The organism is Vibrio sp. N418, assembly GCF_000222565.1.
Taxonomy (GTDB): domain Bacteria; phylum Pseudomonadota; class Gammaproteobacteria; order Enterobacterales; family Vibrionaceae; genus Vibrio; species Vibrio scophthalmi.
Genome location: NZ_AFWD01000077.1, coordinates 1 through 13,540 on the forward strand (window position 1 = coordinate 1; position 13,540 = coordinate 13,540).

12 protein-coding genes are annotated in these 13,540 nt (G+C 45.0%); 2 read left to right on the plus strand and 10 right to left on the minus strand.

Annotation, left to right across the window (positions count from 1 at the left end; all coding sequences use genetic code 11):
- Positions 1-26 precede the first annotated feature (26 nt).
- The 5 genes from lnt to miaB all read right to left on the minus strand — a co-directional run bounded on the left by lnt (position 27) and on the right by miaB (position 5,674).
- Entirely contained in the window at positions 27-1,541 is a 1,515-nt protein-coding gene (lnt, locus tag RH86_RS16410; RefSeq protein ID WP_009387350.1) for an apolipoprotein N-acyltransferase, read from the minus strand.
- 30 nt (positions 1,542-1,571) lie between these two features.
- A complete protein-coding gene (gene corC, locus RH86_RS16415) occupies positions 1,572-2,471 on the minus strand; it encodes a CNNM family magnesium/cobalt transport protein CorC (RefSeq protein WP_005593579.1) in 900 nt (299 codons plus the stop codon).
- 102 nt (positions 2,472-2,573) lie between these two features.
- Positions 2,574-3,038 (minus strand): rRNA maturation RNase YbeY, encoded by a 465-nt coding sequence (ybeY, locus tag RH86_RS16420; protein WP_005593578.1) that lies wholly within the window; start codon positions 3,036-3,038, stop codon positions 2,574-2,576.
- Positions 3,038-4,135 carry a PhoH family protein gene (locus RH86_RS16425; RefSeq protein WP_009387352.1) on the minus strand — a complete coding sequence of 366 codons (1,098 nt, stop codon included), beginning with the start codon at positions 4,133-4,135 and terminating at the stop codon, positions 3,038-3,040. The genes ybeY and RH86_RS16425 overlap by 1 nt, the downstream gene beginning before the upstream one ends.
- Before the next feature lie 114 nt (positions 4,136-4,249).
- Positions 4,250-5,674: a tRNA (N6-isopentenyl adenosine(37)-C2)-methylthiotransferase MiaB gene (miaB, locus tag RH86_RS16430; RefSeq protein ID WP_005593575.1), complete on the minus strand. Its 1,425-nt coding sequence runs from the start codon at positions 5,672-5,674 to the stop codon at positions 4,250-4,252.
- A gap of 268 nt (positions 5,675-5,942) precedes the next feature.
- On the opposite strand from miaB, the gene RH86_RS16435 reads away from it, so the two are divergent.
- Positions 5,943-7,094, plus strand: a complete 1,152-nt coding sequence (locus RH86_RS16435) for a 2-octaprenyl-3-methyl-6-methoxy-1,4-benzoquinol hydroxylase (RefSeq protein WP_009387353.1) — start codon at positions 5,943-5,945, stop codon at positions 7,092-7,094.
- Between the two features lie 86 nt (positions 7,095-7,180).
- Here RH86_RS16435 and crr read toward each other — a convergent pair whose 3' ends face one another.
- The 5 genes from crr to cysZ form a co-directional block, all read right to left on the minus strand.
- Positions 7,181-7,690: a PTS glucose transporter subunit IIA gene (crr, locus tag RH86_RS16440; RefSeq protein WP_006711301.1), complete on the minus strand. Its 510-nt coding sequence runs from the start codon at positions 7,688-7,690 to the stop codon at positions 7,181-7,183.
- 205 nt (positions 7,691-7,895) lie between these two features.
- Entirely contained in the window at positions 7,896-9,620 is a 1,725-nt protein-coding gene (gene ptsI, locus RH86_RS16445) for a phosphoenolpyruvate-protein phosphotransferase PtsI (protein WP_005593571.1), read from the minus strand.
- 136 nt (positions 9,621-9,756) lie between these two features.
- Entirely contained in the window at positions 9,757-10,014 is a 258-nt protein-coding gene (locus tag RH86_RS16450; RefSeq protein WP_005593570.1) for an HPr family phosphocarrier protein, read from the minus strand.
- Between the two features lie 301 nt (positions 10,015-10,315).
- Entirely contained in the window at positions 10,316-11,284 is a 969-nt protein-coding gene (gene cysK, locus RH86_RS16455) for a cysteine synthase A (protein ID WP_009387354.1), read from the minus strand.
- Between the two features lie 193 nt (positions 11,285-11,477).
- Positions 11,478-12,215, minus strand: coding sequence for a sulfate transporter CysZ (gene cysZ, locus RH86_RS16460; protein ID WP_411572012.1), 738 nt, complete (start codon positions 12,213-12,215; stop codon positions 11,478-11,480).
- A 229-nt stretch (positions 12,216-12,444) separates the two neighbouring features.
- Between cysZ and zipA the strand changes: the two genes are divergently transcribed.
- Entirely contained in the window at positions 12,445-13,509 is a 1,065-nt protein-coding gene (zipA, locus tag RH86_RS16465; protein WP_009387356.1) for a cell division protein ZipA, read from the plus strand.
- Positions 13,510-13,540: the final 31 nt, after the last annotated feature.

Below are 13,540 nucleotides of genomic sequence, written 5' to 3' on the forward strand. Positions count from 1 at the left end.
AGGACTCATCAGACGCCCTGTTTTTTTTAGTGTTTACGACGGCGATAGAGACCAACCGCGAGACACAGTAGTACCCAAAGATACAATGGCCACGAGCCTACTGCATGGTATGGCGTTTGTCCGTTGGTTGAGACAACGCTAGCGCGCAATACGCCAGTTTCGAATTGTGGAATTTGTGCAGTAATTTGCCCTTTGTAGTCGGTAACGGCTGTGACGCCATTATTGGTTGAACGAATCACAGGCTTACCGAACTCGAGCGCACGCATACGAGCTATTTCCATATGTTGCAGTGGGCCAATGGAACGACCAAACCATGCATCATTGGATAGGGTTAGAATAAAGTCGGTGTCATCAGTGATATTGGCACGCACTTGCTCACCAAAAATAATCTCGTAGCAAAGCGCTGGTGCTAACTGCTTGCCGTTGGCATCAATATTGTTTTGCACGTAATCACCGCGGCTAAACGATGACATCGGCAAATTAAAGAATGGTGCTAGCGGACGCAGCAAAGCTTCAAATGGCACAAATTCACCAAATGGTAGTAGGTGATGTTTATGGTAACGCTTTTCTAGGTCGTAGCTGTAGTCACCATAGTTGGTTTCGCCGAGAGACAGAATACTGTTGTAGAACTGACGATTGCTATCTTGGTTGACCACTCCGGTGATCACCGCACTATGATTTGCTTTGGCGGTGCTATCCAAATTGGATAAGAACGAGCTGATCTCAAACTCGAATGCTGGAATTGCGGCTTCTGGCCAAATGATAATATCGGCATCCCAATTCTGTCGGGTTAGGTCGACATATTTCATGATGGTCGGCCAGCGCTGACTCGGTTGCCATTTGAGTGCTTGTTCGATATTGCCTTGAATAAGAGCAAATTTAGTCGTGCTCTCTGGGTTGGGTGTAACCCAGTTAATATTACGTAACCCAAAACCGGTCGCCACGATGATCGCGGGTATCACCAGCATCGACCACTGTTTATGGATCAGTGTATAAGCGATAGCGCTGCCACTGATGACGATAAGCAAGGTGATCAGTTCAACCCCACCAAGTGGAGCAAAGCTGGCGAGAGGAGAATCTATTTGGCTGTAGCCAAGCCACAACCATGGAAAACCAGTCATTACCCAACCGCGTAACCAGTCACAAATGAGCCATAGTGCTGGAGCAATAAGTAAAAAGCGCAGACGGTCACTTTTTGCGGCAAAACGATTAAGCAGGCCCGCAAAGAGCGCAGGGTAAATCGCCAGATAGCTGACCAATAAGAACATCAAAAACAGGCTGGCAATTTTTGGCATGCCACCAAAATTGTCGATGCTGACGTGAACCCAGCTGATACCGGTAGCAAACTGGCCGACACCCCAAGCAAAACCGATGACGATGGCTTTTTTGGTACTTTGGCCATCGAGAAGCCACAGCAGCGCCACGACACTCAGAATCGCTAAAGGCCACAGTTGGTAGGGTGTGAATGCAAATGTTGTTAAGGCGCCAACAAAAGCGGCCCCTACGGGCCGCTTGAGGCGATGAACTAGCTTACTAATCATCGTTATTATCTTATTTAGAAGAAGTGTCGATTACTCTTCAATAGGTTGCGGTGATGGCTCGTCGTCAGGCACAGTCACTTGCAGTTGAATAACACGACGGTTATCGGCTGCGGTGACTTTAAAGCTGTAATGATCAATCTCTACAACTTCACCTCGCGATGGTAAATGACCGAATGTCGTCATTACCAAACCACCTACGGTATCGACTTCTTCATCACTGAACGAAGTGCCGAAGGTTTCATTGAACTCTTCAATAGTGGTGAGGGCTTTGACAGCATACGTGTGTTTGCTTAGCTGACGAATATCCAATTCTTCCTCATCGTCGAACTCGTCTTCGATGTCGCCAACGATTTCTTCTAGGATGTCTTCGATAGTCACTAGGCCGGACACGCCACCAAATTCATCGACTACGATCGCCATATGATAGCGCTCTTCACGGAATTCTTTGAGCAGTCGGTCTACACGTTTGCTTTCAGGAACAACAACTGCAGGGCGAATCACTTGTTCAATGTTGAACTCTGCACTGTCAGAACCTAGGTATTTGAGTAAGTCCTTCGCGAGTAGGATGCCTTCCACATGGTCTTTGTCTTCGCTAATAACAGGGTAGCGAGAGTGTTGAGCATCAGTGATCAACGCAACCAGTGCGTCAAGATCGTCAGTGCGCTCCACTGTGACCATTTGCGAGCGTGGGATCATAATATCACGCACTCGCATTTCGGCTATTTCCATAACACCTTCGAGCATGTCGCGGGTATCGTGGTCAATAAGATCATTTTCTTCTGAGTCGCGGATAACATCCACAAGCTCTTGGCGATCTTTAAGATCACCTTGGAATAGTTGACCTAGGCGTACAAAGAAGGACTTTCTACTCGGACCTTCTGATTTTTCTTTCTTACCTTCTAGAGATGAGGGCGAATTATCTTCGTTCATTGTGTCTCAATTACATAACGCTATCAGATGTGTGATAGCACACGTAGGAAAGTCAAACTGGGCGATTAAGCGCGTTTAACCTTCATCATTAGAGCAATTCAATTACTCTTTTTCTGCAATGTACGGGTCTTGGTAACCCATCGTTTGCATAATCTCAGTTTCGAGCGATTCCATCTCTTCAGCTTCATCGTCTTCGATATGATCATAACCTAGCAGATGCAAGCTGCCATGTACAACCATATGAGCCCAATGTGCCAAAGCAGGCTTATCTTGTTCAACTGCTTCTTGTTCAACAACTTGTCGACAGATGATTAGATCGCCCAGCAGGTTCATTTCCATGCCTTCTGGCACTTCAAATGGGAACGAGAGTACGTTGGTTGGTTTATCTTTGCCACGATACTCTAAGTTCAGCTGATGACTCTCTTGTTCATCAACAATGCGTACGGTGACTTCAGCATCAGGCTGAAATAATGAAATGGCTTTGCTTAACCAAAGATGAATGTCATCAAAACAAGGTAAGCCCTGTTCATCTTCGACCGCCAGTTGCAGATCCAGTTCGATCGCCATTACTGTTTATTCTCCGTAGCAGGGGCTAATAGCTCCGCTTTTTGTGCTTCTAACAACTTATCTTCACGTTCTTCGCGACGACGTTGTTCAATCTCTTTACGTGCTTTTTGATCTTGGGTTTCCCACTTCTCATACGCGTTAACGATGCGAGCGACCACTGGATGGCGCACGACGTCATCAGCTTGGAAGAAGTTGAAACTGATTTCTTCTACTTCGTTTAACACTTCAATGGCATGGCGCAAGCCAGAGCGAGCACCACGTGGTAAGTCGATTTGGGTGACGTCACCAGTAATCACTGCGCGTGAGTTAAAACCAATACGCGTTAAGAACATTTTCATTTGTTCAACGGTGGTGTTTTGGCTTTCATCGAGAATGATAAACGCATCATTTAAGGTGCGACCGCGCATATAAGCGAGTGGCGCGACTTCGATAACGTTACGTTCGATTAGCTTTTCGACTTTTTCAAAGCCAAGCATTTCGAATAACGCATCGTAAAGTGGGCGCAGATAAGGATCGACTTTTTGGCTCAAATCACCTGGTAAGAAACCCAGTTTTTCACCAGCTTCAACCGCCGGGCGAGTCAGTAGAATACGGCGCACTTCTTGGCGCTCTAGCGCATCAACGGCTGCGGCAACCGCAAGATAGGTTTTGCCTGTTCCCGCAGGACCAATACCAAAAGTAATGTCATGGGTGACCATGTTAACCAAGTATTGAGCTTGATTGGCGGTGCGCGGTTTGATCACACCTTTTTTGGTTTTGATGAAAACTTCTTTGCCATAGTCGATATTGGACTCAGTGTCTTGCTCAAGAATGCCGGTTTCTTTAATTGCAAGGTGGATCTCTTCTGGTTCAATATCAGGAATATTGCCACGAACAGGGGCGGTATTAACGTAAAGCGTTTTAATGATTTCAAGCGCAGCAGCAGAGGTGTGAGGTTTACCCACGATGGTGAAGAAGTTGCCTCGGTAGCTAATTTCGACACCTAAACGGCGTTCTAAGTGCTTGATGTTGTCATCGAATGGTCCGCAAAGGCTGGCTAAACGGTGATTATCGGCAGGTTCTAGATCGATCTCTAGCGTGACAATTTTATTGCTCAAAGTTACCTCTCATTGTGGCCAATAGGTAGAGAGCTGATAGCGATCAGCTCTCTTAGGTCTTGATACCGGTTTATCGAATCCAATCAGTATCGAATTCGAGCGGTATGTACCAACCTATGGCGTAAAGGTGGCGACACCTAGCTCGTCTTCGCGACGTGTATTTGCCATCATTTGTGTTGGCGAAATTAGATTACGAAGATCCATGTCTTTTTCTGTGCGAACTAGCTCACCACGTAGTGAGTTAGTCATGACATCAACGATTTTAACATCAACGAATTGACCGATCAGCTCCGCATTACCTTCGAAGTTCACAACTCGGTTATTTTCAGTACGCGCGCGAAGCTCCATTAGGTTTTTCTTCGATGGGCCTTCAACCAGTACGCGTTGCTCAGTACCTAGCATTAGGCGAGAGTAGCGCATCGCTTGCGCGTTGATGGTTTGTTGAAGTTCGTATAGACGCTCTTTCTTTACTTCTTCCGCAAGATCACATGGGTAATCTGCCGCCGGTGTACCAGGGCGAGGAGAGAAGATAAAGCTGAAACTCATATCAAAATCAACTTCTTTGATTAGCTTCATGGTGTCTTGGAAGTCTTTGTCTGACTCGCCAGGGAAGCCAACGATAAAGTCTGAACTGATTTGGATGTCAGGACGCGCTTTACGCAGTTTACGGATAATCGATTTGTATTCGATAGCCGTGTGCGGACGTTTCATCATCGTCAATACGCGGTCACTACCGCTTTGCACTGGTAGGTGCAAGAAGCTCACTAGTTCAGGTGTATCTTCGTAGACGGCAATGATGTCATCAGTAAACTCAAGCGGGTGGCTAGTGGTAAAGCGCACGCGGTCGATACCATCGATTGAGGCAACAAGACGCAGCAATTCAGCAAACGAACAAATTTCGCCGTCATGCATTGGACCACGGTATGCGTTTACGTTCTGGCCTAGAAGGTTGACTTCACGTACGCCTTGCTCTGCAAGCTGCGCGATTTCGTATAAAACGTCATCCATTGGGCGGCTTACTTCTTCACCACGAGTGTATGGCACTACGCAGTAAGTACAGTATTTAGAACAGCCTTCCATGATTGAAACGAATGCTGTTGCCCCTTCTGCACGAGGCTCAGGTAGATTGTCGAATTTTTCAATCTCAGGGAACGAAATGTCCATGACAGGCGCTTCGTTAGTTTGCGACTGCTGGATCATTTGTGGCAGGCGGTGCAGAGTTTGTGGACCAAAAATTACGTCAACAAAGGGTGCACGTTGGCGAATGTGGTCGCCTTCTTGAGTGGCAACACAGCCACCGACACCAATCACAACACCAGCTTTTTTATCTTTTAGTGTTTTCCAACGACCAAGCTGGTGGAACACTTTTTCCTGCGCTTTTTCACGGATCGAACAGGTGTTAAGTAGAAGTACATCTGCTTCATCAGGGTCTTCTGTTAGCTCATAGCCATTTGCAGCGTTAAGCAGGTCGGCCATTTTTGATGAATCGTATTCGTTCATCTGGCAACCCCAAGTTTTAATTAGCAGTTTCTTACTCATCTCACTTTCGCTCGTGTTAAATCTTAAAAATCGTTGAACTGGCAGTCTTTATTGACCACTGTTCATTCAAATTATAGCCGCCGTCACGGCGGTAAGCGGCGTATTGTACTGCTTTAAAAAGCACCTGACTAGTGTTGTCGCCAAATGAGTCAATGCTTGATTTTACAAGGGCTTTACCCTTGGTCGAGTTGAGGTTTTTAGTTACATTTTCGTAATCAATCCGTACAATAAAAATTCACTCACAAATCAAGATGATGACGCACAGAAAATGAATAAGTTCGATATTGCAGTGATTGGTGGCGGCATGGTTGGTGCGGCTGTCGCATTGGGTTTTGCTAAGCAAGGCAGACAAGTGGTTCTGATCGAAGGGCATCAGCCTGATGCTTATACTGATGAGCAGGCGATGGACATTCGTGTGTCGGCAATTTCCCATCACTCGGTTGATATTCTGCAACACTTGGGCGCATGGCAAACGATAGAACAAATGCGCGTTTGCCCATATCGTCGTCTCGAAACGTGGGAACACCCCGAGTGTCGAACTCGCTTTAACACTGATGAGCTAGGTTTAGAACAACTGGGCTATATTGTTGAAAATCGGGTGATTCAACTTGGTTTATGGCATCAATTTGACCAGTATCCGAACCTCACGGTTATTTGCCCGGACTCTTTAGCCTCTTTGACGTTTGGGGATGATGTACAAATCACCTTAACTTCAGGTAGCACGTTATGTGCTGAATGGGTTGTAGGCGCAGACGGTGCGAATTCAAAAGTGCGTGACTTTGCCAGTATTGGTGTGACGGCATGGGATTATCGTCAACACTGCATGCTGATCAATGTCGCAACGGAAGATGAGCAGCAAGATATTACTTGGCAGCAATTTAATCCATCAGGCCCACGATCGTTTTTACCTCTGTGCGGTCAGCAAGCATCGTTGGTTTGGTATGATTCACCAAAGCGAATCAAACAGCTTGGTGCGATGAGTAATGAACAGCTTGGTGAAGAGGTGATGGCGTATTTCCCGGCGGAGCTTGGCCACATTAAAGTGTTGCAGCATGGTTCATTTCCGTTAACTCGTCGTCATGCGCAGCAATACGTAAACAATCGCTGTATTTTAGTCGGGGATTCTGCCCATACAATCAACCCGTTAGCAGGGCAAGGGGTTAACCTTGGTTTTAAGGATGTCGCGGCATTATTGAATGTGCTGGAAGGGCAGTCTATTTCGGCTGACTTACTCAAGACTTACGAGCGCAATCGCCGTGGCGATAATTTATTAATGCAGTCGGGAATGGATTTTTTCTACAAAACTTTTAGTAATGACATTGCGCCACTAAAGTTATTGCGTAATGCTGCCTTAAAGTTGGCCGATAAGACAGGGCCGATTAAGCAGCAAGTGCTGAAGTATGCGCTGGGTTTAAAATAGGCGCGGCTATCCAATAGATAGTTTTAAATGCCAGATACAAAAAACGCTGCTCAAGGGCAGCGTTTTTTCGTTTAGCTAAGTAGAAATTACTTAGTTACACGTAGTACTGGAGTTTCACCAACAGTTACAGCACCAGAAAGCTTGTTCAGCTCTTTGATCTCGTCCATGTTAGAGATAACTACTGGAGTCAGAGTTGACTTCGCTTTCTCTTCTAGAAGAGCTAGATCGAATTCAATTACTGTGTCGCCAGCTTTAACCGTTTGGCCTTCTTCAGCGATACGCTTGAAGCCTTCGCCTTTAAGCTCAACAGTGTCGATACCGAAGTGAACGAATAGCTCAACGCCGTCGTCTGATTCGATAGAGAATGCGTGGTTAGTTTCGAAGATCTTACCGATAGTGCCGTTTACAGGAGCTACCATCTTGTCGCCAGTAGGCTTGATAGCAATACCGTCACCAACGATTTTCTCTGCGAATACTACATCTGGCACATCTTCGATGTTTACGATTTCGCCTGATAGAGGTGCGATGATTTCGATTGCACCAGCGTCAGCGCTGTCATCAGATACTAGCTTCTTAAGTTTATCAAACAGACCCATTGTGTCATGCTCCTAACGTTTAGTTTTATTCTTTCGAAATATAGTATACCAATCTAATCGAATAGACGAACACTTTTAGCCGTCTATTCGGTAACCTAATAAGGCGTCATGAAAGTAATCACTTGATGAATTCATCACCGTAAGCTGTGTTTTTCAGCTAACGGCATGACCACTTTCACTTTCAGTTTTAGATTGGCTATGCAGATTACTTGCTTTTTTCTGCAATGAATTTTTCTACAACAGCTTCAATTTCTGCTGCTGTTGGTAGAGAAAGCGCTTCTTCTGCCATGGCTTTAACTTCTGCGAAGTTAGAGTTACGGATCACTTTCTTAACCGCTGGGATAGAGATGCCGCTCATTGAGAACTCATCTAGACCCATACCTAGTAGAAGTAGTGTTGCGCGCTCATCACCTGCAAGTTCACCACACATACCAGTCCATTTACCTTCCGCGTGAGACGCATCGATAACTTGCTTGATAACCGTTAGTACTGCTGGTGATAGTGGGTTGTAAAGATGAGAAATCATCTCGTTACCACGGTCAACCGCGAGTGTGTACTGAGTTAAATCGTTAGTACCGATAGAGAAGAAAGCCACTTCCTTCGCTAGGTGGTGTGCGATTGCTGCAGCTGCTGGTGTTTCAACCATTACACCGATTTCGATGTTTTCGTCAAACGCTAGGCCTTCTGCACGAAGCTCTGCTTTGTATTCTTCGATCGCTTTTTTAAGCTCACGAATTTCTTCAACAGAGATGATCATTGGGAACATGATACGCAGTGTGCCGTGTGCTGATGCACGTAGGATACCACGTAGTTGGTCACGAAGGATTTCACGACGATCCAAGCTGATACGTACTGCACGCCAGCCTAGGAACGGGTTCATCTCTTTTGGTAGATCCATGTATGGAAGATCTTTGTCGCCGCCGATGTCCATAGTACGGATGATAACCGCTTGACCTTCCATTGCTTCTGCAACTTCTTTGTAAGCTTGGTACTGTTCTTCTTCAGTAGGAAGTGCAGTACGATCCATAAATAGGAATTCAGTACGGTACAGACCAACACCTTCACCACCGTTACGGATGATACCGTCACAGTCTTTAACTGTACCGATGTTACCGCAAACTTCAACGCGGTGACCGTCAGTCGTTTCAGCGTGTAGATCTTTAAGTTTTGCTAGTTCTTCTTTTTCAGCAATAAAAGCGGCTTTAACGGCTTTTGCTTCTTCAATTTGAGCGTCAGAAGGATTTACAACGATTTTGTTGTTCATCGCGTCAAGAATTAGCATGTCACCATTCTTAACTTTCTTCGTGATGTCGTTAGTACCAACGATCGCTGGAAGCTCAAGAGAACGAGCCATGATTGAAGTGTGAGAAGTACGACCGCCGATGTCACATGCGAAACCTAATACGTAGTCTAGGTTGATTTGTGCTGTTTCTGATGGCGTTAGGTCGTAAGCAACTAGGATAACTTCTTGATCGATATCGCTTAGCGATACGATGTTGATGCCGAGAGCATTTTTAACGAAACGAGAGCCGATATCGCGAATATCAGTCGCGCGCTCTTTTAGGTATTCGTCGTCTAGAGACTCTAGTGCACATGCTTGTTCTTCGATAACGGTGTAGATCGCGTTATCAGCAGACATTTTGTCTTTTTTGATTAGTGCTAGGATTTCTTCTTCTAGCTCTTCGTCTTCAAGAAGCATGATGTGACCTTCAAAGATCGCTTCTTTTTCTTCACCGAAGGTTTCAAGTGCTTTTTGCTTGATGGTTTCAAGCTGAGCTGAGGATTTGTCGCGAGCGTCAAAGAAACGCGCAACTTCTGCTTCTACTTGATCGTCTGTGATCGAGTTTGTATTTAGTACAATTTCATCTTCTTGAAGTAGTAGTGCTTTACCAATAGCAATACCAGGAGATGCTAGGATGCCTGAAATCATAGCCTTACCTTAAATTGGTCAACTTTAAACGGGAGAAATATGGATGCGCTAACGATTATGTTTAGCTTATCTTTTGCCCTATTTCCAACAAAGCCATTTTGTTTTCACAAAATGGCTTCGAAAATAGGAGACCGGATTAGTGTAGTTGGTCCATTAGGGCAACTAGGTGGTCAACAGCTTGTTGTGCTTGTGGGCCTTCAGCAGAAATTTTAACTACAGTGCCTTTTACTAGGCCAAGAGTTTGTAGTTTGAAAAGGCTTTTTGCGCTAGCGCTTTTACCGTTTGAAGTCACAGTGATGTCCGCATCAAAAGCTTTAGCTTCTTTTACGAATTGTGCAGCAGGACGAGTGTGAAGACCATTTTCTGCAGTGATTTCAACTTGCTTCTCGTACATTTTGTATACCCCAATTAATTTATATTATAGATAGTTTATTAACCTGGTTTAGCTTAACGGTTTATGAAAGTCGCTTCTATGAAACGAGCCATCATTTTGTGTTGAAACTGATACAGGTTACAAATATTGCAGTAACGACTGAAACATTGAATACCGATCATTACCGCTTAAATACTGTTTTGGCAATATTATTTTGAAGCCAAAAATAAAACATGGCTGATATTACCAAAGGTGTGGCGAGGATCAACAAAAAAGCCCCTGTATGGGGCTTTTTTAAACGAAAATTTGATTTGGATACGTATTACTGTTGGTTCTCTTTTTCAGTAAAGAGGCCGGCAAATAGCGCGGTACTTAGGTAACGCTCACCAGAACTTGGTAATACTACGACGATAGTTTTTCCTGCAAATTCAGGTAGTTCTGCAATTCTGTTGGCGGCAACCACCGCTGCGCCAGAAGAGATGCCAGCAAGGATGCCTTCTTCTTCCATTAGACGTTGAGCCATTTCAATTGCTTCATCTGAAGTCACGGCTTCAACACGGTCTAGCAGCTCCAAATCAAGGTTACCTGGAATAAATCCAGCACCGATACCTTGGATTTTATGCGGTGCCGGTTGAATATCGTCACCGGCAAGCACTTGGGCAATCACAGGCGATTCTGCTGGCTCGACTGCTACTGAGGTGATTGCTTTACCTTTCTCGCCCTTGATATAACGGCTGGTACCCGTAATCGTACCGCCAGTTCCAACACCGGCTACGATGACATCGACTTCACCGTCGGTTGCATCCCAAATCTCAGGACCTGTGGTTTTTTCATGGATCTCTGGGTTTGCTGGGTTGTTGAATTGCTGTAGCAGTAGGTATTTTTCAGGGTTGCTTGCAACAATTTCTTCTGCTTTAGCAATTGCACCTTTCATGCCTTTCGCCGCTTCAGTCAGCTCTAGGTTAGCCCCTAGTGCTTTCAGCAGTTTACGACGCTCAAGGCTCATTGATTCTGGCATGGTTAACGTAAGCTTGTAACCACGAGCGGCAGCAACGAAAGCGAGTGCGATACCTGTGTTACCACTAGTTGGCTCAACCAGTTCAACACCTGGTTTAAGTGTGCCTTTCTTTTCTGCATCCCAAATCATGTTGGCGCCGATACGGCACTTTACGCTGAAGCTTGGGTTACGCGCTTCAATTTTAGCAAGTACATTACCTTTGCTAACTTTGTTTAAACGTACAAGTGGAGTGTTACCAACAGTTAGTGAGTTGTCTTCATAAATCTTGCTCATGGTATGGTCCTTCATTAGTTAGCGTCTTGCTCGGATACCGAAAAAGTCAGGATACCGCGCAACCCTATTTGTTTATTTTGTGTGGTAGAGATTAGGACAGTAAAAAATTCTAGAGAAGGATTAAAAAGTTATATCTTATTAACTTGAAGGTACTCGCAAAGAAAATAGCAGGGAGCAGTGAGCTCCCTGACGACTACTTTTTGAACTCTGCCACCCACATCGCCGTTGCGCCACAGACGGCAATAGGCATTACAATCAAATTCAGAATAGGAATGGTGGTAAAAATGCTGACTAGCACGCCGAAACCGTACGCCTTTCCTTGTTTTTGTTTCAAATTGTAACGCATGTCGTTAAAGCAGATTTTATGATTATCAAATGGATAGTCACAATATTGAATCGCCAGAATCCACGCGGTGAAAACAAACCAAAGAATTGGCCCAATAGTTTGGCCTAAAGCAGGGATAAGCAGCAGCAAAAAAAGTCCAATCGCCTTTGGTAATACGTAAACCAATTTACGCCATTCGCGCGCTAGGACTCGTGGCGTGTCTTTTATCACGCTCAGGAAACCGTCGTCATTGATTTTTTGCCCAGTCAGGTGCTCTTCTACTTTTTCTGCCAGTAAACCGTTAAATGGTGCGGCAATAAAATTAGCCAGCGTGCTAAAAAAATAGGAAAACGTCGCTAAGATAGTGAGAACTAATAGTGGCCAAAGCAGATAGCTTAGCCATGAAAGGAACTCGGGCAATTGTCCCATCCAAGATGATATCCATGCATCAAGATGAGAAAAAAGATAAAACAGAGCACCACCAACCAAAACAATATTGGCCAATAGCGGCAAGATGACAAAGCGACGTATTTCTGCACTTAGGGCAATCTCGAAGCCGTAAAAGAAGTAGCCGAAACCGGAGCGAGGTGTGGTGTTGTTATTCATAGTTACTTTTTGCATCGTTATTTTTTGTATAGTGACAGTTTTGGGTGGAAAATGAGCACTTTCTATAATAACAAGAAAGAAGCGTGTCCAAAATCACAACATTGAGGGAACTTCTCACATTAATTTGTTCTAAAACCCTAGTGAGTTTTGGTAGAGTTGGTCGTTAACCGTTTTAATAAACTTAGCTTGGGTAACAATAACGCTTTGGCTAAGCAAATGAGAGCAAAAAATGCAGGAATTGCGATTCGTACTTATCGTGGTGGGCGCGCTAGCCATTGCCGCGTTGCTATTTCACGGTCTGTGGACGAGTAAAAAAGAAGGTAAGTCTAAATTTGGTGACAAGCCATTAGGGAAGCTCGAAGTGGGAAGCGAAGACATCGCTGATCGCAGTGCAGAACGAGGCTTTGCTCCAGAAGACGACTTTGACATTATTCGTAAAGAGCGCAAGGAACCTGATCTATCGATGGAACCTCTCGAGATTGATCCGCTGGCTAGCGATCCTTTAGTTGATCCGTTAGTTAATGATTACCTTGAGGCGGATGATCAGCGTGTCAACGCGAAGACCGAGTTAGACCGCATCGATGTCAGCAGTGCTGAACGCCAAACGCCTGCCTATTCTATTGCTGATGATTTGCCCTCTATGTCTGCGGTTGCTGAAACGGTGGTGGTTGAACCTTTGCATGATAAATCGCAACAGGTGCAAGAGAGTGTTCAGCCAACTTCTGCTTTTTCTCGTGTCGATAGCGAACAAGTCAAAACAGCACCATTTGAAGAGAAAGCATTAGATGTGGCTGAGACGAAACAGCCTGAAGATGTTCAGTTAGAAACAAGCGACAAAGATGAAAGCCCTAGTGAGCCTGATGCTGAGCCGGAAATGGATGTCATTGTCCTCAATGTCCATTGTACTGGTGAGCAAGCATTTGTAGGCACTAAGCTATTTGATAGCATGCAGCAAAATGGCTTACTGTATGGTGAAATGGATATTTTCCATCGCCATGCGGATTTGTCGGGGACGGGTAAAGTGTTATTTAGTGTCGCAAATATGATGCAACCGGGAACGTTAAAACATGATGATCCCGCGCTCTTTACCACCAAAGGTATCTCTTTCTTTATGACCTTGCCGTGCTTTGGCGATGCTGATCAGAACTTCAAGTTGATGCTTAGAACCGCACAGCAAATTGCTGATGACCTTGGTGCGAATGTGCTGGATGATGCGCGTAATCTAATGACGCCCAATCGTTTAGATGCTTACCGAGCACAAATTAAGAAATTTAAGGCCGTGCAGCAAGGCTAAGTATTGAATTGAAATTTAAGGCTCCTCAATA